The organism is Hallella bergensis DSM 17361, assembly GCF_000160535.1.
GTDB classification, from domain to species: domain Bacteria; phylum Bacteroidota; class Bacteroidia; order Bacteroidales; family Bacteroidaceae; genus Prevotella; species Prevotella bergensis.
On record NZ_GG704781.1, the window covers coordinates 107165 to 126233 of the forward strand.

The window sequence follows — 19069 nt, forward strand, 5'->3', positions numbered from 1 at the left end:
ATCCATCCGTGTATTCGTCCAAAAGCCTGCCCAGTAGGAACCTGTCGACTCCATCGCCACTGTGGTGATGCCGCAGGCCTTGAGCCATGATGCAATCTCCTCGTAGTCGCATGTGAAACTGCCGAAACAGCGGTTGTTATCGCCATCACGGTCCTCGGGTACGCAGACTTGCATCTCACCATAGGCGATGTCTATGCCTGCCGCATTGGGATTGACTATCTTCAGCTTCAAGCCATCCCTCGTTCTTTCCTTCTCTGCCTTACGTGCCATATCCTGTGATTGTAAAACGGCAAGTCCGATGCCCCTAAAACATGTACTCTTCTATAAGGTCTCCAACGACCAATTATTACTCTACGTGCTGACGGAACCAAACTGAATATTGGACTCGAAAGTCCATTGCCAATTATGGCCTACTTACTTGCCGGTGCAAAGATAAATACTTTCAGGTGAATCTGTAGCGCAGGGATGAAAATGTTATTTTCGTTTTGCTCAGGGAAAGGCTCCGGTGGGGAACTGAATAGTTACCTCATTGCTCAGTCTCTCTATGGGATTGAGCTGCACTCCGATGAACCTACCAATAACGGATAGTCCGAGGAGTATGGTTTAGGGAATGCACCAAGCGTGTCATTTGACTTTGAGCTTGTCGCTAATATACGCTATCAATATACAGATATTGATGGCGGTGAAATAATACACAGGAGCAATGGAGATTATTTCCTGGGATAGCCAATGGGGTGGTTAAGCATGATTTCGTGGTTGTCACCAAGCTCTAAAACAGATTTGATCACTTCACGATTCATACCATGACGGGGGACGGTGCCAAGTCCGAGGGCCGCAGCTCCGAGACAAATATTTTGGCTCACATAGCCTGCATCTTCTGCTGTCATCATCAAGGCACGGTCACCAACCTTCGCTCTTATCTTGCCTAAATCGCTTACGATAATCAGGAAAACAGGGGCATTGGCTACTCCGGTTTGCCTGGCGGCAATCTCCTTGCGGATATCTTGCTTGCTGACGACTTTGAGCGCATTCTCCTTATTCAAATAAAGGCACACACCGTCCTTGGTAGCTACATAAACGGAAATCTCCTGGGCATTGACAGCTGTGGGTGCCGTCATACGCCCGTCAGCACGGTTAACACCTATGGCAGCCCAGAGCAACTGGCTCAATGTAGGCATGTCTATGCTCCTGTCTTCAAAGTTGCGCACGGAATGACGATCTTGTAGAGCTTGAAAAAGTGTGGTGGGAACGTTTTTGTTGGATTCCGGAAGCTGGATGATTTCTTGTGACATCATATTTGTGCTCATCATAAGGGCGAGGAAGAAAAGTGATAATTTTTTCATAGTTGTTGGGAGTTAGTTTGTTTTGAGTTGGATTTTGAGTTGGGAATATTGTTTGAAAGAAGATTATGAATCTCATCCTTCTATCTCGTTTAAGCTTTTACCAAGTCGTATGTTGGGTCATTATTTTTGGGTGCGTTTCCGTTTGGTCATTGTCATCACTTCTTTCATTATCTCCATACGTTCGAGGTAGATAGGGCGGTATTTGTCAATAATTTCCTGTAGCGATGTACTTTTTGCATTTAAGTCGGCATATTCTTCTGTATCGGTTTGCCCGCCTTTCTTGAGCTCGAGCATCCGATTGATATAAAACATCTGTTGGTTTTCAGCGGCTTTCAGTTGTTTGTCAAGTCGGGAGATACTGTCTAAAAAAGTTTGGGTGCGGTCGATATGGTCTGTAAGCATATGAATTGTTTTTATGCGAGTGTAGGTACAAAGTTAGATATAATTTTATTAACTTCGCTTTTTATCGATGTAAATTGTAACAAACCGCATGAATTATTGGATAAGAGCATATAATCACAAACGATATCGCGTAGCGGATTTTATCAGGGATCATGGCTTTATAGATTGGGAGATGCGCAATCGATATGAGGTAGGCGACATTGTATTTCTGTATGCCACAGCTCCTGAAAGCAGATTGACTTTTATGTTGGAGGTTACGCGTGTGGAAATGGATTTCAGGGAGACGATAGACGGCAGTGCCTATTTTATCTCTCAGCAATATTATGATCAATGGTTAGCGCATAGGGAGCAGGGGAAATATGTCAGATATGAGCTTTTGAAGGCACTCGACTCTCCTGTCTTGAAATTAGAATTCCTGAGGGAGCATGGGCTGTCTGGAGCTCCAAGGAGTCCGAGAAGAATGTGCCCGGAATTAATAGACTACGTGACGGGGCACTTGCAGTGGTGAGGTCGCTCCCGGTTTGCAGCTTAATATGTTGCCTTATGCAGAAACAGCATCCCCTCCCAACAACATTGGATAAAATGTTATGGGAGGGGATTATGGTCTTTGATGTTATTTCATGAAACACTCATGAGGCAATAACAAAAAGAAATTTAGTCTTCTTTGTTTTGTTCTTCCCTGGCTTGTCTGTCGATAGTCTTGATTTTTTGGCGTATGAGTTCAGCCTCGTCTTTCAGCTTTTGTGCCTTTCGGTTCATTTCGTCAACGAGGTTGTTGCCTTTCTTGCTGGAAATGTTGAGGAAGCCAAGATTGTTTTCGAAAGTCGTGATTTCCTGCTTGAGTTGCTCGTAGCGTCTCATCAGTCGTCCTCGCTCGTTGTCAATGGCATCCTCTCCGCGTTTGGCAACGTTTTTCAGGTTGTTTTTGAAGTTGTCCAAACGGCGACGGGTCACTGTGATGTGAAGCTTGTCGTAGATTTTATCAAGTATATCATGGTATTCCTTGTAAATCTGATCTTTCTCCTTGAATGGAACATGGCCCACCTTGTTGAATTCGTCGCTCAACTCGCGAACTTTCTCTTGTGCATCGTCTGCCGCGTTCTCTGCCAATTCTTTCAGCTGAGCAATGATATCGCGCTTCTTTTCCAAGTTTTCATGCTGTTCGCTGCGTGCGCCTGCATGGGCTGCATTGCGAGCCTCAAAGAACTGATTGCAGGCCGTGATAAAGTCCTCCCAAAGCTGGTTCCCCAACTTTTTAGGTACGGTGCCGATCGTCTTCCATTCTTTTTGTAGGGCAATCAATTTGTCACTCGTCGCTTTCCAGTCTGTCGAGTCTTTCAGCGCCTGTGCTTGCTCCACCAAAGCCTTCTTCTTCTCCGCATTTTCTGCGAACTGATCTTTCATGTCTTTGAAGAAATCAGCCTTGCGACCAAAGAAGTCATCGCATATGGCACGGAATTGCTCGAAAATCTTGACATTCATTTTTCGGGGAGCAAAGCCGATGGTCTTCCATTCCTGTTGAATGGCAATAATTTCTTTGGCATGTTTCTCCCAGTCGCTGGCATTGTTGTTTTCTTCCTTGGCTATGGCCTCGGCCTTTTCGCATAACTCGGTCTTCTTGGCCAGGTTTTCCTTTTCCTTTGCGCGAAGGTCTTCGAAATGTTGCTGGTGTTTCTTGTTGATCACCGTGCTTGCCGCTTTGAAGCGAGCCCAAATTTCCTCCCGCAGCTCTTTGGCTACCGGTCCTATTTCGCGGTATCGGCTATGTAAATCCTGTAGCTGATGGAAGGCACTGATGACATCCGGTTCTGCGTCGAGTTTTTCGGCTTCTTCACACAGCTTGGTCTTCATTTCAAGATTTTTCTTGAAATCGTATTCCCGTGCTTCTCGGTTAAGGTTGAGTAAGTCGTAGAATTGCTCAACATAAAGTTGGTAGTTGTGCCAGACTTCATTGGCTTTCTCTGCTGGCACAGCTTTAATATCCTTGAATTCTTGCTGGAGGATTTTGAATTCATTGAATGATTTATTGGCTTCGTCCGGAGACGTGGCCATGCCTTTTATTTTCTCAATGATCTCGAGTTTCCTCTTCAGGTTCTCGGCCTTTTCTGCCTCCTTCTCCTGGAATCTTTTGGCCCGCTTTTCCTTGATGATCTGCATTTCTGCCTTAAACGTGTCTTCAGCTTCATCGGGCACAAACTGATATTTCTCGGGATCTCCGCCAGCTTCAAGGTATTCTTTTTGATGCTGTTCACGCTCTGCAACGTGGAATCTGTAGAAGAGTGATTTCAGTGTGTCAAGTTCTTGTTTGTCGGGATTGTCCTCGTTGGAGGCAATCTCCTTGATACGGTCGAGCACTTCCTGCTTTGAAGCATAAACTTTCTTCTCAGCCTCTGTTGTGGTCTCTGCAGCCTTTTCAGGTGTTTCTTCCTTATCCTCAGCAGGTTCCTCTGTAGCGGATTCCTCTGTGGCAGGTTCCTCTGTAGTGGTCTCTACAACCTTTTCGGGTGCTTCCTCCTTATCCTCAGCAGGCTCCTCTGTGGCAGGCTCGTTTTTTGTATTCTGTACTTCAGAAACAGGCTCTGCCTTCTTCTGCTCATCGTCTACCGTACCCTGTTGAAGGGTGCTTTCTTGAGAGTCCATCATTTAACTGTCTTTAGTTGATGATTTGGAATTTTCATGGTCATGTTGACAAAAGCTTGAGAGTCAGTCAACATAGCCTACAATATCTATAATTATAATGTGCAAACTTATATAAAAAAAACGTAAAACCCTAATAAAACGATATTTTTTTGTGCTTGAGGTTTATATTAGTCGCTTATGACGCAGTATGAGCCAGCACAGTGTGCTGACAAGAAATGATAGGAACAGCGTTATGACAAAGCCCCATCTGCTGGTCTCCATGCCGTTGATAACGTTCATACCATAAACTGAGGCGATGAATGTGGCCGACATCATAATGATACTGACCGAGGTCAGCGTACGCATCACGGTGTTCATGTTGTTGTTGATAATACCTGAATAGGTGGACATGGTCGACTCCAGGATATCTGAGTAAATGTTTGTGGTTTCGCGTGCCTGTGTCATCTCAATGTTGACATCTTCTATCAGGTCAGCGTCTAATTCGTCCACCTGCAACTTGAATTTCAGCTTCTGCAAGAGCGTTTCGTTTCCACGGATGGAGGTGATGAAGTAGGTGAGCGAGTCTTGCAACCGCGACAAGCCGATGAGGCTTTCGTTGTTTACGTCACGGTCCAGATTGTGCTTGGCCTTTTCAATCAGCATGTTGATCTGCTTGAGTCGCTTCAGATACCATACGGCACTCGATAGAAAAAGGCGGAAGGTCATGTCTACATAGTCCGTGAACCCTTCGTCACGCTTCTGGTAAAAGGTCACAAAATCAATCATCATGTTGGTTTCATAGAAACACACGGTGATGGTCACATCCTTTTTGTGAATGAGGCCAAGGGGTACGGTGGAGTATGGTGTGCGGCTCTTGATTTCTTTCACGTACGGGATACGCAAAATGATGAGCATCCAGCCGTCATCGTATTCGTAACGGGCGCGCTCGTCGGTATCGCTGATGTCGTTGAAGAAATAGTCGGGGATCCCGAATCGTTCAATCAGTTCACGCTGGTCTTCGTCTGTGGGGCACGTAACCTGTATCCAGCAATTGGGCTTCCATTCGGGAATTACCTTTAAGTTTTTCTCAATGTTCCAAAATGTTCTCATCGTAGTTAATCTCCATGTATAAGACGTGTGCGGGGGATTAACTCTCTGAGAGTAATCCTCGCGTTAAAGATTTATGTTTTCCGCGTGGTAATCGTCCATATCAATGAATATTGAAATAATGGTGCAAAGATAGTCAAAATAAATTACAAGCCCAAGCAAAACCGAAATAAAAATACGGGGGAAAGTTCTTGTAGGCAACATTTTAGGGAGTTGAGAAAGTAGGGTAGGGTGCATCCCTTTGGTTTCTCAACTCCCCAGATGGCTTGTGCGGCCAGAATTGTTATTTCTCCGGCACTTCTTCAAGTGCTTGGGTTAGCAGTTTCCAGAACGGTTCTGCCGTTGCCACTTCGCATCGCTCGCCGGCTGTGTGAGGACTGCGAATGTTCGGACCGAAGCTCACAACGTCGAGGTTGGGATACTTGCCAAGAATGATGGAACATTCCAATCCGGCATGGTCAACCTGGATAATGGCATCCTTGCCAATCTGCTTCTTGTAAATCTTCATAAGCATGTTCAGCACTTCGCTGTCCGGGTTGGGGTCCCATCCGCCATAGCTTCCGCTCAGGCTGACTTTCATACCTGCCATGTTGAAGCAGGTTTGCAGCTGTGTGGCAACGTATTCTTTCATGTCTTCGCGGCTTGAACGGGCAAGAATCTTAATCATGGCCTTGCCATTCTCAATGTCAATGATTGCAAGATTGGATGATGTTTCCACCACGTCGGGATAGGATGGGATCATTCTTGTCACCCCATTATGACAGGCATAGATGGCTTCCACTAAGTTGTCTTGGATCTCCGTGGGTACCAGTGTCTCCGGAGCTTCCACTTCCTCAGCGCACAGTTCCACACCTTTCTCTATGGTCTTGTATTCATCCTCGATAATAGCGCGTTGTTCGTCAACGAGTTTCTTCAGTGCCTCTACTTTGTCCTTGGGCAGTGCCAGCACTGTTTCAGCCTTGAAAGGAATGGCATTGCGCATATTGCCACCATGCCAGCTTGCCAAGCGTGTCCCAAGTGTTGCTATGGCCTTGTGTAGCAAGCGCACCATTTCCTTGTTGGCATTGGCCCTGCCTTCATGTATTTCGAGGCCGGAATGTCCGCCGCGCAGTCCTTTCAGCGTGACCTTAACAGCAGTCTCCTGGTCGTTCTCTGCGTCTTGGTATTCCAATGTGGCGGTGATGTCGACGCCGCCAGCCGACCCAATAACGAACTTGCCCCATGTCTCAGAGTCAAGGTTCATCAGGATGTCAGCTTTGAGAACTCCTTCTGGCAGGTCGTTGGCACCAAACATTCCGGTTTCCTCGTCTGCCGTGATGAGACCTTCTATGGGGCCGTGTTTCAAGGTCTTGTCTTCCATGACGCCCATAATGGCAGCCACTCCGAGGCCATTGTCGGCCCCGAGTGTTGTACCCTTGGCATGCACCCATCCGTCTTTGATGTAAGTCTCGATGGGGTCGGTTTCAAAGTTGTGGTTGCTTTCGGGCGTCTTCTGTGGCACCATATCCATGTGGGATTGCAGCACTACAGTTTTTCTGTTCTCATAGCCCGGACTGGCGGGCTTGCGCATGATAATGTTGCCGGCAACATCCTTGGTTGCTTCCACGCCTGCCTTTTTGGCAAAGTCCAGCAAAAAGTTCTGTATCTTTTCAAGATGTCCTGATGGACGTGGAATTTGTGTCAATGCATAAAAGTTGCGCCAGATGGCAGCAGGTTGTAAGTCTTTGATTTCGCTCATAAACATATAATTTTAAAGTTAGTATTGTGTCTCTATAGTTTGTTCGATGTGTAGTTTCTACTGCAATGGGGGAGCCTACGTTAGTGTCTCATCTCTCCGGTGTGGGGGTTAGGCTTGCGGAGTGATGCTTTCTGCTGGTAAGATTCAGAGCCAACCATGCGTATATGCCAAGCAGGACGACCAGCAATGTCTGCACGCTGTGCACAATCAGCACGAAAAACAGGGCATCGTTCGACGCCACACCATAGAGTATCAGCATCGTCTTCACTGCAAAATGCCACGGGCCTGCCCCGTTTGGCGTGGGTACGATTACGGCTATCGAACCCACGATAAAGGTCACGATGGCGCAGTCGAAGCCCAGTGAGGAGGTCGACTCAAAGCAGAAGAAAGTGAGATAGTAGTGTAGGAAATAACTTGCCCAGATGGCTATGGTGAAGAAGATGTAGAGTGGAATGTTCCTGACGTGCTTCACAGACATGACACCCTGAATCAATCCCTTGAATGCATCCTTTACCTTATTATATAGGGATATTCTTTGTAACAGGAAGTAGATTAACAAGAGTACTGCTGTTCCGCAGACTGCGGTAACCAACCAGCCTGTGGAGGTAAAACCAGCCAGTACTTCATCCATGCGGGTGCCTGTTTTCTGAAAGAACTTGTCAAACACGGTAAACTGCGTGAGCAGGGTCATCCCAATGATGAGCATCACCAACAGGGAGTCGATGGCGCGCTCGGTGACCACTGTGCCCAAGGCTTTGGGGAAGGGCACATTGTCCCAGCGTTTCAGTACACCGCAGCGTGCAAACTCGCCTATACGGGGGATTATCAGGCTCACGGCATAGGAAAGAAAAATGGAATTGACAGCCACAGATCGTCTGGGACTTTCGCCAAGGGGTTCCAATGCCTGTTTCCATCGCCAGCCGCGAAAGGCTTGGGCCAGAATGCCAAAAGGAAAGGAGAGCAGCATCCACCACCAGTTCATCTCTTGCATGACCACGCGCTCGACACGCTGGAAGTCGAAGTCACGATACATCCAGTAGAGAATTGCGCTGCCTAAACATAACGACAGGACAATCTTAAAGATTTGGCTGATGGTTTTTTGGGTTTCCATTCGATTCACAAAGATAATGCAAATCGACCGAAATGCAAAGGAAATGCACGGATTTTCACGATGAGTTTTTGTATTCTCTACTCCTGTCCGTTGGACAGAGGGGGTTGCTTGATACAGGTCAATTGAGTTGACGGATATCAATAAAACATGGGTTTATGAGGCTTGGGAGCACAAATTGTTTGCGTGCACAGATATTCTCTCTATCTTTGCAATGTCTTAAGGAAAAAAGATAGTTTTCATACGATAACAGCCACAAGCGGTGGTATAAGGATAACAAATAAAATTAAAGAAAGGTAAAGATTATGACAGGTATAACATTTATTACATTAGCAGTTGTTGCTTTCGTTGCTGCTTCAGGGTTAGCACTCGTTATGGACAACATGGTTGAGGGTAGAAAATAAAACCCTCTTGTTTGAACAAGCGTAGCACTTTGTGCTCAGTTATATAAGGAGGTCGGAATCGAATCATATCGGTTCCGACCTTCTCGCTTTTAGTCTAATAGGAATGCATGGATATTTGCAAAACTTTATGTAGCTGGGTGGTATTTTGTTTGTTTTTCGTAAATTTGCGACATTAAACAAACATGATAATGAATAAGGTAAAGCCTAAGAAGAATTTGGGTCAGCATTTCCTGACCGATTTGAATATAGCCAAACGCATTGCCGACACAGTGGATGTGTGTCCCGAGATACCCGTGTTGGAGATTGGGCCGGGCATGGGCGTGCTGACGCAGTATCTTGTAGAGAAGCCGCGTGAGGTAAAGGCGGTGGAAATTGATTCGGAAAGCGTGACCTACTTGAATGAACACTTCCCCAAGCTGAGGGACAACATCATTGCTGCCGACTTCCTGAGGATGAACCTCAACGAGGTGTTTGGCGGTCGACCCTTTGTGCTTACGGGCAATTATCCTTATGACATCTCATCGCAGATATTCTTCAAAATGCTCGATTACAAGGATTTGATACCTTGTTGCACGGGTATGATTCAGCGAGAGGTTGCACTACGTATGGCTTCTGCGCCGGGTAACAAGGCATACGGCATACTGAGTGTGCTGATCCAGGCTTGGTACGACGTGGAATATCTGTTTACGGTCAGCGAGGGTGTTTTCAATCCGCCGCCGAAGGTGAAAAGTGCCGTTATCCGTATGACCCGCAATGCTGTGGTTGAACTCGGATGCGATGAGGCCTTGTTTAAGCGTGTGGTGAAAGCGACGTTCAATCAGCGTCGGAAAATGCTGCGTGTGTCGTTAAAGCAATTGTTTTCCAAGGAGACTATGCCTGCTCCTGTATTTTTCACTCACGAAATGATGACCATGCGCCCGGAACAGCTCTGCATTCAACAGTTTGTGGAGCTGACCAACATGGTGGACCAAGCGTTGGGAAAACGTAAATAGATGATCATGACTGACAGGATGGAAGAGAAGTACAAGTTGCTCGTAGCACAGGTTGTGGCACTGTTGGAGGGTGAGACTCATGTGATGGCAGTACTGTCTAACGTAAGTGCGGCCTTGCACGATGCTTTCCTCGAACGGTTTTTCTGGGTAGGTTTCTATATGGTGCATGGTGAGGAACTTCTTCTCGGCCCGTTTCAGGGGCCGGTGGCCTGTTATCATATAGGCTATGGAAAGGGAGTTTGTGGCTTGGCATGGCAGCGGGGGGAAACAGTTATTGTTCCCGACGTGGAGCAGTTTCCCGGCCACATTGCCTGCAGCAGTCGGTCGAGGTCTGAGATTGTGGTGCCTATTCACGGAGGCGATGGCAGTGTGAAAGGTGTGATCGATATAGACAGTACCGATTTGGACGCTTTTGGCAAGGTAGATCGGATGTATTTGGAACAGATAGCAGTTTTGTTGTCCCGGCAACTCAACCTTTAGTCGGTATGCACAAGTTTTGAGGTGTTATTTTCGGATAAATTGTTGCAGTATCAGAAAATTATCGCTATTTTTGTAAATAGCAATTATAATACTGTATAGATATGATAGACGTAAATGAAACCCTGAAGAGCGCCGAAGACAAGATGAGCAACGGCGCCAAGTATTTGGAAGAAGAGTTGGCGCGTGTTCGTGCCGGTCGCGCCAATGTAGCCATTGTAGATGGCGTTCGTGTCAATGCGTATGGCGAGTCGGTGCCGTTGAACCAGGTAGCCACCGTGTCCATTGCCGATGCCCGCACCATTACGATACGTCCATGGGACCGTAAGCAGATTGCCGATGTTGAGAAGGGAATCATGGACAGCGATGTGGGTATCACACCTGAAAACAATGGCGAAATGGTTATCTTGCACTTGCCACAGCCCACGGAGGAACGCCGTAAGGAACTTGTGAAGCAGTGTAACAAGATCGGTGAGCAGACCAAGGTGCAGATTAGAAACATTCGCTCTGAATACAAGGATAAACTTAAGAAGGCTGTCAAGGATGGTCTATCGGAGGATGCCGGTAAGGATGCAGAGAACGACTTGCAGAAGCTTCACGACAAATACATTAAGAATGTGGAGGCCATACTGGAAGCTAAACATAAGGAAATTATGACCGTTTAATATCAGACATCATTCGCAATTCATCATCTTCATAGTTAGCCCACTGCATAGGGGCTAATTATGAGTGAAGAATGAGGAGAGAAGAGTGAAGAATGAGGAGGGAAGAGTGAAGAGTTATGAATTGTGAATTGTGAATGATGAGTAGTTTATGCATGGTTTAGTCATCAAGAATACGGGCTCTTGGTACACCGTCAAGACAGACGAGGGGAGTGTTATTGAGAGCAAGGTAAAGGGAAATTTCCGTCTCAAGGGCATTAGGAGCACCAGTCCGGTGGCTGTGGGCGACCGCGTGCACATCGTTAAGAATGCAGAGGGAACTGCGTTTATCACAGAGATAGAGAAGCGCCGGAATTACATCATTCGCAAGTCGACCAACCTCTCCAAGCAAAGTCACATCCTGGCGGCAAACATCGATCAGGTTTTCTTGGTCGTCACCGTTAATTATCCGCAGACATCCACGACATTCATCGACCGTTTTCTTGCTTCGGCCGAGGCATATCGAGTTCCAGTTGTCTTATTGTTCAATAAGGTCGATTTGCTCAATGAGGACGAACTGAGCTATCAGGCCATGTTGGTCAATCTCTATGAATCTATTGGTTATGAATGCCATCAGATATGTGCAGCCAGTCCGCAAGGTGATAGAGGGGAACAGCTGGATATCTTGTTGCCATTGATGAAAGATAATGTGACGCTCTTGGCTGGAAATAGTGGAGTAGGGAAGTCGACCATCATCAACCATTTCGTTCCCGACGCGGAGGTACGTGTTGCACAAATCAGTGATGCCCACAACAAGGGCATGCATACTACCACTTTCTCCGAGATGCTGCTGTTGCCTAAAGGAGGATATCTTATCGATACCCCTGGAATCAAGGGCTTTGGCACATTTGATATGGAGCCGGAGGAAATCACCAGCTACTTCAAAGAAATATTCCGTTATTCTCAGCATTGTCGTTTCAACAATTGCACACATACCCATGAGCCAGGGTGCGCGGTGATCAAGGCAATCGAAGAAGGCCATATCGCACTATCAAGATACGAGAGTTATCTTGGAATGCTGGAGGACAAGGAGGAGGGAAAGTATAGATAAGCTTCCCTCTCCTTGCGTGTGGGGAGGAGGGGAAGCAAGGATTGTTATCCGATTGTTATAACATATTCGCTCATAAAGCTGGCTCCGGGCAACAGCTTGTTCATCAGATATTTGTCGCTGAAGTCGCCTTCGTATCCGTTCCAGTCGTGAATGCCATACCATGGTTCAATGCACACAAAGGGGGCTTCCTTGCCATACGGACTCCAAATGCCCAGAGCAGGAGCCTTGGTTTCGACCGTTACCTCAGCCTCATCATTGTCATTGAGTAACTCCACCTTTCGAATCTGACCATGATCGAATATTACCGCATCGTCCTTGAAGCTCTCTTGTGTAAAGTTCCATACCCCATGGTCAGTTTTGATGGTTGCATGCTTGCCCTTGTCAATACACCCCTCAACGTTGCCAAATAGACGGATGGGGTCTACCGTGTCGAACCGAAGGCTTCCCTTAAGCGGCTTGCCCGGCAACTGCCCTGGTACATGAAAAGCCGGATGTCCACCAATTTGGAAGAATATGGGTTTGTCATCGGTGTTTTCGACATGCCAAACAATATGTATCTGATTGTTCCGAAGCTTGTAGCTCACGCTGAGATTAAAGTGGAAAGGGTAGTTCTTGAGGGTTTCGGGAGAACTGCTGAGTGCATATATCACTTGTCTGTCACCCTGTGCGATGAGTTTGAAGTCTGTATCTCGGGCAAAGCCGTGTCGTCCCATTTTGTATTCAAGACCGTTCAAACGGTAGGTGTCTTTCCACAATCCACACACGACGGGAAAGAGAAGGGGAGAGCGGCGGTTCCAATAGGCAGGATCTCCCTGCCAAAGAAACTCCTTGCCGTCAGCATTTTTGATACTCTGCAACTCTGCGCCATGAGCTGAAATTTGCACACAGAGTTGTTCATTTTTGATTTGTTCCATAACTTTGTTTGTCTGAAAATTGGGCTTTAAAGTGAGGCCAATCTATCTGTTGGCACTGTGATATTGCTGTAAAGTTACAAAAAAAAGTAACCCCAGGCTAATGATTCGGGCTTATTTGTGAAGTTACAGCGTAAAAAACCCCCTGCTTTTCATTGGCAATGGAGTGGTGTTCCATGTTGTCGAGGTGCTGATTATGTGCACTCAGGAACACCTCCATCGTCTCTGCAATGAAAAGCAGGGGGGAGTTAGTTTTTGTGGTCTACTTCCACGTATAGTCTTGCGTGCAGTTTATCCACGCAATTTTATCTTCTATTTGGAGCATGAACTTGCCCTCCTCCAAATGCCACATATCATCGGTACCCACAAAGGCAAGGTCACGTGCTTTGATGGTTTGGCTCACGGTCTGCGTTTCCCCGGGCTTGAGGTTTATCTTCGTGAAGGCACGCAGTCGCCTCACTTCTGGAACGAGACTGGCATGCTGGTCGCGCGAGAAAAGGAGCACGCTCACCTTGCCCTCACGCTTGCCCGTGTTGGTTACGTCTATGCTGACGGTGATGTTGTCGTTGAGTCCGAAGTCAGTCTTGTCTGTCTTTAGATCTCCGTAGCTGAATGTGGTGTAACTCTTGCTATAACCGAACGGCCACTGTACGTCGATGAGCGCATTATAGTCGTATGCCCCCTCCATGGTGCCGCTCTCCTCACTTACACGGTAATCATAGGTGGTCAGGGCGGCACTGTAGCGAGGGTAGGTGTAGGGCAGGCGAGCCGAGAAATTATCGTCGCCGGCGAGTAGACGTGCCAATGCGTCGGCACCGTGTTCGCCCGGAATGAGCGTATTGACCACTGCCGAGGCCAACGGTTCGATGTCGGCGATGATGCGTGGCCGGCCGAGGTTGAGTATAAGCACGATTTTCTTACCAGTCTTGGCCAGTGCCCTGACCAAGTTTCTCTGGTTGTCGCTCAGAGCTAAATCGTTGAGATTCCCAGGTGTTTCACAATATGAGTTTTCTCCCACACAAGCCAGGATGATGTCGGCTTGGGCTGCGGCTTGCACAGCCTTTTCTATCTCGGGCGTGTTCTCTTCCCAATATTTTCCACTCATCTTGTAGGTTACTCCAGGTTCGTAGATCACGTTGTTCTTGCCGAACCGCTGCTGCAAAGCCTCGAAAATGGTATTCTTGCTCTGTGCAAAGTTGTCCGCATCGCCCTGCCAGGTATAGGTCCATCCACCGTCGAGTGGTCGCATGGTGTTGGCATTGGGGCCGGTAACAAGAATCTTCAGACCTTGCTTGAGCGGTAGGATATTCTCCTCGTTCTTCAGCAATACCTGTGTTTCAACGGCTGCGTCTTCCGACAGCTGGGCATATTCTTTTGCTCCGAACTTGGGATAGTCTTTCATCTTGGTGTTGGGCGTGTCGAAGAGTCCAAGTCGGAACTTCATCCTCAATACCCTGCGCACGGCATCGTCAAGACGAGCCATGGGCACTTTTCCCTCGTTCACAGCTTCTTTCAGGAGTGTGCAATACGTCAGGTCGTAGGGTTCCATTGTCATGTCGATGCCTGCGTTGATGGCTTTGATGATGGCATCTTTCTTGTCTTTTGCCACCATTTCACGGGTATAGAGGTTGTTAATGTCAGCCCAGTCGGTCACAACCACGCCGTCGAATCCCAATTCCTTCTTCAACACGTCGGTAAGATAATGCTTGCTCATGTGTACTGGGACGCCGTTCACCGAGGCCGAATTGACCATAACACTCAGCGCCCCGGCTTCTACCCCTGCCTTGAAAGGTGCGAGGTGTTTCTCGCGAATCTCAAATTCGGGAATATAGGCAGGCGTGCGATCTTTTCCCGTACGTGGCGAACCGTATCCCAAGTAATGTTTCAGCGAGACTGCTACATGCCGACTACCGATATTGTTTTTGTCAGTGCCTTGGAAGCCCATCACGGCCGCCCGACACATTTCGGCACTCAGAAAGCAGTCTTCCCCGTAGTTTTCCCACATGCGCGGCCAGCGTGGGTCGCGGCTCAGGTCTACTGTTGGAGAGTAGGTCCATGGGCAGTTGGCGGCTCTCGTCTCGTATGCCGTCACCTCGGCGGCTTTGTGCACGAGGTCTCGGTTGAACGAGGCAGCCATATTGATGTTCTGTGGAAAGATAGTCCCGCCCAAAGTATAGGTCGTCCCATGGTTTTGGTCTAATCCGTAAACACAGGGAATACCCATAGTTTTCATCGAGAGTTCTTGTATGGCAGAGATAACCTTGTACCAGTTTTGAGGTGTCAAAGCCTTTCCCGGCGCGTTGAGAATAGAGCCTACTTTGTATTGCCCTATAACTTTTTGCAGCTTCGCCTGGTCAACGACGAACTCGTCGCCCTGCCAGTTTCCGATAATGTCGATGGCCATTTCGGCTGTTTGTCCCACCTTTTCGTCGAGACTCATCTTGCCCATCAGGGCATTGATTTTGGATTCAATATCCGGATTTTTCTGTGCATTCGCGTTTATTGGTAAGAGGGTTGCCGCCATTGACAATCCAGAGACTGCCGAGATAAGCCTATTTTTGATTTTCATATTGAAGAGTGTTTAGATAATTATTATAAATCATTATTTGATACTTGAAGTTGTCATAGTCGCCGCTGTTGGTTATTGCAAAGTCACGCGGTCTACGTAATAGCCATGTCCCACACACAGGAAACCGTTCTGTTCGCCAATCATGTCGGTGGCCTCCTTGGTCAATTTGTAGACGATAACACCTACCTCGCTAAACTCAAATTCGCCTGTACCGGGCAGTTTGGTCCAATATCCTGTTGTGATTTGAGCCTTATGGTAAGCTGCCGAAGGCTCTATGCTGTAATATACACGCAGCGTGGAGCCAGCCTTGCCTGCAAATTTTTCTGCTCCAAGCTGGTCGAAGATTCTGTTGGGGTCGCCTTCTGGCAGATCCCAGCTCACATAGTGGTGACCCTCCCAAAGTGTGGTTTCAGCGGTGAGCGTTATGGAAGTTTCTTCCACAATGGTGCTGTTGACGTAGAATTGTACGGCAGAACCATCGGTCGATTTGCCTGAAATGGTGTATTTTCCAGTCTTGAGATCAGGGCAAACAAACGAGATGCTCGTCGGTGTCTTGAGGTTGAAGGTGGTGATGTTCTTGTCACTAATCTTGACAGAGGCGATCTTGTCCATGTTGATGCCTTGCAGTGTGACCTCGCTACCAATATTGGCTCGATCTGCTCCCGCCGAAACGAGACATTTATTCGACACCTCGATGGTATTGGCACCGTATTGATGTCCGTCCTTGTCAAGCAAGACGACACGGTGAGTGCCGTTTTCCAGCGATTTCGGGACGATGTAGGAAAGGCTCCCGTCGTCGTTCATGCTCACGTTACTCACAGATTGTCCACCGACGACGAGGCTTTTCACCTTGTCTAAGTTTTGCCCAACGAGTGTGCCGTTTGCCCCTGGAGCCACGATGCGCTCAATGGTTTGTGCCTGCGAATATGGATCGCCGTCGAGTGGGGCAACCACCACGAGTCCCTCGCGGCTTGTGGTTTTACCTTGCGTTGTTTCTGCGACGATCTTCACATCGTATGTTCCGGCCATCAGCGTGGTGTCGATGGAGGTGCCCACATGGGTGGGCATGCCATCAAAAAGCCATGTGATGGTGGTATAATCAGCCGGCGTAACGATAACGTCGAGCGCAAAATTGCCAGACCTATTGATATTGGCAATCGTTGGTAGCTGACCATCTACACGGTTTGGGAAAACGGGCGCCAGTATATGTGGATTGTCGGTAGGAGCGATGGTTGAGAACGGCTCGTCGTCGCTGCATGCCACAAAACCACTTGAAATGACTGCGACAACCAACATGTTAAAAATCTTCTTCATATTCATTGAAAATATAGTATTATTAATAGTGTTGCTGTATAGTATTTTCTATTTCACATCCCACCACACTCGGGTGTTCCAGCTGTCCTTGCCATTCATGCGGCTGAGTGCGTCCTCGTAGTTTGCTTTGTTGTACGATGATTCCAATACGGGATAGCGCATGCGCACGGGAATTTGCTGGCCATCTACCAAATTGCCGGCAAAACCATATTCCGCAGGCGATTTGAGTTGCGGATATCCCGACCTGCGCAGATTGGCCCAGCACTCTGACGGGTTTGTGAAATGTAGAATCCAAGCCTGAGTATTAATGGCACGCTTGGCTTGTTCGGTTGTGTGCCCAATACCATTTTCATTGATATAAGCTTCGAATGTGGCATCATCCACGGCCTCGCAGTTGTAGTTGTTGTGGAGGAAGTCCATGGCCTCACGCACGCCTTGTTTGTAGAGATCGGCCACAGAGCCCTTGGTGGAGAGCCAACCTTTCAGTGTAGCCTCGGCCAAGAGCAGTTTCACCTCAGCCGAAGTGATGATGACACCGGGGTTGTCGCTTTTCAGGAAGTTATTGGCCAGCTTGGGCTCTGTCTCTCTGTCAACCGTTGTTCCCTGCGCCTCGATGGCAGGGTTGTTGGCTGCCATGGCTATCAGCAAGTCGCTATCGTAACCTTCCGGCCATGGTTCCCACGAGAAACCACCAGGTTGATTCGGTTGGAACTTGCGTCCTTGGGTCAGCATTTCGTTGGTCAGGTCTATGCGGCCTTCCGTGCTGGTCTTGCTCATCAGCTTGTCCCAATAACACCGGCAAATCATAAACGTTCGAGGATCATTCGTGTCGCGGAGTTGATTAAACAGCGTTGAGCAAATATAACTCGGGTTGTTGGCTGGATCGTTGCCAAAGAGCAGTTTCGACAATGCGTTGCCGCGGAAATCCTCGTAGCTGTCCTGTCCAAAGCTGAAGGCGATGTCCATGTATTTGATAAGAGCATCATCAGCAGCTGTTTCGATGATTCCGCCCTCGGCTGCCAACGCTTTCAGAAATTCTTTCTTGGCCTTTTCGGGAGCTACGTCAGATATGCGCATGGCATACCGCAAGCGCAAGCTGTTGGCCAGTTTTTTCCATTGGGTCACATCGCCATCGTATATCACGTCGCCCGTGAGTTTGTCGCCTGCGGTCGACAGTTGTGTGGCGGCCGAGTCGAGCTTGTTAAAGAAATCATAGTAGATGCTTTCCTGCGTGTCGTATTTGGCATTGGCTATCCCCTTGATAAAGCCCAATCCAGCCTCGCTATAGGGCACGTCACCATAAGCATCGGTTATAATCGACATCATATACACCTTATATATATTCAGGGCGGCGTTAATGTTTTTTCGGGCTTCATTGTTTTTGGTGGCGTACTCGGCATCGACCAGATTCTTGATACCCTGATCATAGAATGTGGTCCATATCCGAGCCATCTCCGTGTTGTCTGCCGTATGCCTGCCACCATAGTTTGTGGTGTTCCAGCATCCCATGAGATGCTGGTTGAAGGCATACAGATAGTTGCGGTAAATCTCTACTTGGTCGAGGTCGCCGTATGTCTCAAGGATAGCTGTTGTCAGCTGCGAATTGGGATTCATTGTGGCTGCTTTTGTGGGGTCGGTATTGAGAGCCTCCATCGCATCGTCACTGCTGCACGATGAGAAGCTGAGCAGCCCCACACACAAGGAGACGCAGAGCATGCCCCATTGCGGACGAATACTCATGCTGATGTTTTTTTTAAGCGTGTTATATATGTTCTGTTTCATTGTTGTTTTGTCTTTATATGGTTTTCGATAGGTAAGCATGTATATTCGCACGGCTTAGAATTTCACGTTGAGGTTGATACCATAGCTCTTGCGTGAGGGCAGTGAGCCATATTCGAGTCCCATGCCCGTGGTGTTGTTGTAGTTGGAGTCAGGATCGATGTTGGGAATATTTTTCCATACGATAAACGGATTCCTGGCTACGAATGACACGTCCATTGCATGTATCCACTTACCCAGAATTTTTTCGGGCAAACGATAGGTCAACGTCAGTTCACGGCATTTCACGTAGGAATTATCGTATATAAACATGCCTGGTGCATTGCGGCTCACGCTCATCCAGTAATCTTCTGGGTTAACATAGATGTCGTTTTCGCGATAGGTGCCGTCGCCATTGTCTATCACACCCGGTGCAATGAATCCGCCGGTAGCCTTCCAGTTCGACGGCCCTACGGCTATTCCAGCCTCTTTGCGATCCTCCTCGCTCTTGTACCAGGCCTCTCTTCCATCGAGCGTTTGTGGTGCTTTGCCGCTCTCGTAGGTGGCTCTTGCCG

15 protein-coding genes and 2 pseudogenes are annotated in these 19069 nt (G+C 47.9%); 5 read left to right on the top strand and 12 right to left on the bottom strand.

Translation table 11 applies throughout. The annotated features are described in order from the left end of the window. The 3 genes and pseudogenes from HMPREF0645_RS13815 to HMPREF0645_RS04425 form a co-directional block, all read right to left on the bottom strand. Window positions 1-270, bottom strand: a pseudogene (locus HMPREF0645_RS13815) (hypothetical protein); the annotation flags it as partial. Window positions 271-710: 440 nt separating this feature from the next. Continuing rightward, the gene (locus HMPREF0645_RS04420; RefSeq protein ID WP_007173684.1) at window positions 711-1343 is read right to left on the bottom strand and encodes a nitroreductase family protein; all 633 of its coding nucleotides are present in this window, start codon (window positions 1341-1343) and stop codon (window positions 711-713) included. 120 nt (window positions 1344-1463) lie between these two features. Further along, entirely contained in the window at window positions 1464-1745 is a 282-nt protein-coding gene (locus HMPREF0645_RS04425; protein ID WP_007173685.1) for a hypothetical protein, read from the bottom strand. 88 nt (window positions 1746-1833) lie between these two features. On the opposite strand from HMPREF0645_RS04425, the gene HMPREF0645_RS04430 reads away from it, so the two are divergent. Continuing rightward, window positions 1834-2253: a hypothetical protein gene (locus tag HMPREF0645_RS04430; protein WP_007173686.1), complete on the top strand. Its 420-nt coding sequence runs from the start codon at window positions 1834-1836 to the stop codon at window positions 2251-2253. Window positions 2254-2399: 146 nt separating this feature from the next. Here the strand turns inward: HMPREF0645_RS04430 and HMPREF0645_RS04435 are convergent, their stop codons facing one another. The 4 genes from HMPREF0645_RS04435 to HMPREF0645_RS04450 all read right to left on the bottom strand — a co-directional run bounded on the left by HMPREF0645_RS04435 (window position 2400) and on the right by HMPREF0645_RS04450 (window position 8320). Next, window positions 2400-4388 (bottom strand): DUF349 domain-containing protein, encoded by a 1989-nt coding sequence (locus HMPREF0645_RS04435; protein WP_007173687.1) that lies wholly within the window; start codon window positions 4386-4388, stop codon window positions 2400-2402. Between the two features lie 159 nt (window positions 4389-4547). Beyond that, entirely contained in the window at window positions 4548-5474 is a 927-nt protein-coding gene (locus tag HMPREF0645_RS04440) for a magnesium transporter CorA family protein (RefSeq protein WP_007173688.1), read from the bottom strand. A gap of 280 nt (window positions 5475-5754) precedes the next feature. After that, window positions 5755-7209, bottom strand: a complete 1455-nt coding sequence (locus tag HMPREF0645_RS04445) for an aminoacyl-histidine dipeptidase (protein WP_044123395.1) — start codon at window positions 7207-7209, stop codon at window positions 5755-5757. 88 nt (window positions 7210-7297) lie between these two features. After that, complete coding sequence (locus HMPREF0645_RS04450; RefSeq protein WP_007173691.1) at window positions 7298-8320, bottom strand: lysylphosphatidylglycerol synthase transmembrane domain-containing protein; 1023 nt, start codon at window positions 8318-8320, stop codon at window positions 7298-7300. 589 nt (window positions 8321-8909) lie between these two features. On the opposite strand from HMPREF0645_RS04450, the gene rsmA reads away from it, so the two are divergent. From rsmA to rsgA, 4 genes are all read left to right on the top strand, one after another. Next, window positions 8910-9713: a 16S rRNA (adenine(1518)-N(6)/adenine(1519)-N(6))-dimethyltransferase RsmA gene (gene rsmA, locus HMPREF0645_RS04455; RefSeq protein ID WP_044123299.1), complete on the top strand. Its 804-nt coding sequence runs from the start codon at window positions 8910-8912 to the stop codon at window positions 9711-9713. Further along, window positions 9714-10193 carry a GAF domain-containing protein gene (locus HMPREF0645_RS04460; protein ID WP_007173693.1) on the top strand — a complete coding sequence of 160 codons (480 nt, stop codon included), beginning with the start codon at window positions 9714-9716 and terminating at the stop codon, window positions 10191-10193. A gap of 101 nt (window positions 10194-10294) precedes the next feature. Beyond that, window positions 10295-10855 carry a ribosome recycling factor gene (gene frr / locus HMPREF0645_RS04465; RefSeq protein WP_007173694.1) on the top strand — a complete coding sequence of 187 codons (561 nt, stop codon included), beginning with the start codon at window positions 10295-10297 and terminating at the stop codon, window positions 10853-10855. A gap of 148 nt (window positions 10856-11003) precedes the next feature. After that, window positions 11004-11942, top strand: coding sequence for a ribosome small subunit-dependent GTPase A (gene rsgA, locus HMPREF0645_RS04470; protein ID WP_007173695.1), 939 nt, complete (start codon window positions 11004-11006; stop codon window positions 11940-11942). A 44-nt stretch (window positions 11943-11986) separates the two neighbouring features. On the opposite strand, the gene HMPREF0645_RS04475 is transcribed toward rsgA, so the two are convergent. The 5 genes and pseudogenes from HMPREF0645_RS04475 to HMPREF0645_RS04495 all read right to left on the bottom strand — a co-directional run. Next, on the bottom strand, window positions 11987-12856 hold the full coding sequence (locus tag HMPREF0645_RS04475; RefSeq protein ID WP_007173696.1) for an aldose 1-epimerase family protein: 870 nt from the start codon (window positions 12854-12856) through the stop codon (window positions 11987-11989). Between the two features lie 259 nt (window positions 12857-13115). Further along, window positions 13116-15422 carry a glycoside hydrolase family 3 N-terminal domain-containing protein gene (locus HMPREF0645_RS04480; RefSeq protein ID WP_007173698.1) on the bottom strand — a complete coding sequence of 769 codons (2307 nt, stop codon included), beginning with the start codon at window positions 15420-15422 and terminating at the stop codon, window positions 13116-13118. A 72-nt stretch (window positions 15423-15494) separates the two neighbouring features. After that, complete coding sequence (locus tag HMPREF0645_RS04485) at window positions 15495-16736, bottom strand: hypothetical protein (RefSeq protein ID WP_044123396.1); 1242 nt, start codon at window positions 16734-16736, stop codon at window positions 15495-15497. Window positions 16737-16784: 48 nt separating this feature from the next. After that, window positions 16785-18452 carry a SusD/RagB family nutrient-binding outer membrane lipoprotein gene (locus HMPREF0645_RS04490; protein WP_419185645.1) on the bottom strand — a complete coding sequence of 556 codons (1668 nt, stop codon included), beginning with the start codon at window positions 18450-18452 and terminating at the stop codon, window positions 16785-16787. A gap of 120 nt (window positions 18453-18572) precedes the next feature. Continuing rightward, window positions 18573-19069 (bottom strand): annotated as a pseudogene (locus tag HMPREF0645_RS04495) (SusC/RagA family TonB-linked outer membrane protein); the annotation flags it as partial.

What these genes read in the sequence shown, in the direction of transcription:
- HMPREF0645_RS04420 (WP_007173684.1), bottom strand. Translation starts at nt 1,343, where the DNA reads ATGAAAAAATTATCACTTTTCTTCCTCGCCCTTATGATGAGCACAAAT.
- HMPREF0645_RS04425 (WP_007173685.1), bottom strand. Translation starts at nt 1,745, where the DNA reads ATGCTTACAGACCATATCGACCGCACCCAAACTTTTTTAGACAGTATC.
- HMPREF0645_RS04430 (WP_007173686.1), top strand. Translation starts at nt 1,834, where the DNA reads ATGAATTATTGGATAAGAGCATATAATCACAAACGATATCGCGTAGCG.
- HMPREF0645_RS04435 (WP_007173687.1), bottom strand. Translation starts at nt 4,388, where the DNA reads ATGATGGACTCTCAAGAAAGCACCCTTCAACAGGGTACGGTAGACGAT.
- HMPREF0645_RS04440 (WP_007173688.1), bottom strand. Translation starts at nt 5,474, where the DNA reads ATGAGAACATTTTGGAACATTGAGAAAAACTTAAAGGTAATTCCCGAA.
- HMPREF0645_RS04445 (WP_044123395.1), bottom strand. Translation starts at nt 7,209, where the DNA reads ATGAGCGAAATCAAAGACTTACAACCTGCTGCCATCTGGCGCAACTTT.
- HMPREF0645_RS04450 (WP_007173691.1), bottom strand. Translation starts at nt 8,320, where the DNA reads ATGGAAACCCAAAAAACCATCAGCCAAATCTTTAAGATTGTCCTGTCG.
- rsmA (WP_044123299.1), top strand. Translation starts at nt 8,910, where the DNA reads ATGAATAAGGTAAAGCCTAAGAAGAATTTGGGTCAGCATTTCCTGACC.
- HMPREF0645_RS04460 (WP_007173693.1), top strand. Translation starts at nt 9,714, where the DNA reads ATGATCATGACTGACAGGATGGAAGAGAAGTACAAGTTGCTCGTAGCA.
- frr (WP_007173694.1), top strand. Translation starts at nt 10,295, where the DNA reads ATGATAGACGTAAATGAAACCCTGAAGAGCGCCGAAGACAAGATGAGC.
- rsgA (WP_007173695.1), top strand. Translation starts at nt 11,004, where the DNA reads ATGCATGGTTTAGTCATCAAGAATACGGGCTCTTGGTACACCGTCAAG.
- HMPREF0645_RS04475 (WP_007173696.1), bottom strand. Translation starts at nt 12,856, where the DNA reads ATGGAACAAATCAAAAATGAACAACTCTGTGTGCAAATTTCAGCTCAT.
- HMPREF0645_RS04480 (WP_007173698.1), bottom strand. Translation starts at nt 15,422, where the DNA reads ATGAAAATCAAAAATAGGCTTATCTCGGCAGTCTCTGGATTGTCAATG.
- HMPREF0645_RS04485 (WP_044123396.1), bottom strand. Translation starts at nt 16,736, where the DNA reads ATGAAGAAGATTTTTAACATGTTGGTTGTCGCAGTCATTTCAAGTGGT.
- HMPREF0645_RS04490 (WP_419185645.1), bottom strand. Translation starts at nt 18,452, where the DNA reads ATGCTCTGCGTCTCCTTGTGTGTGGGGCTGCTCAGCTTCTCATCGTGC.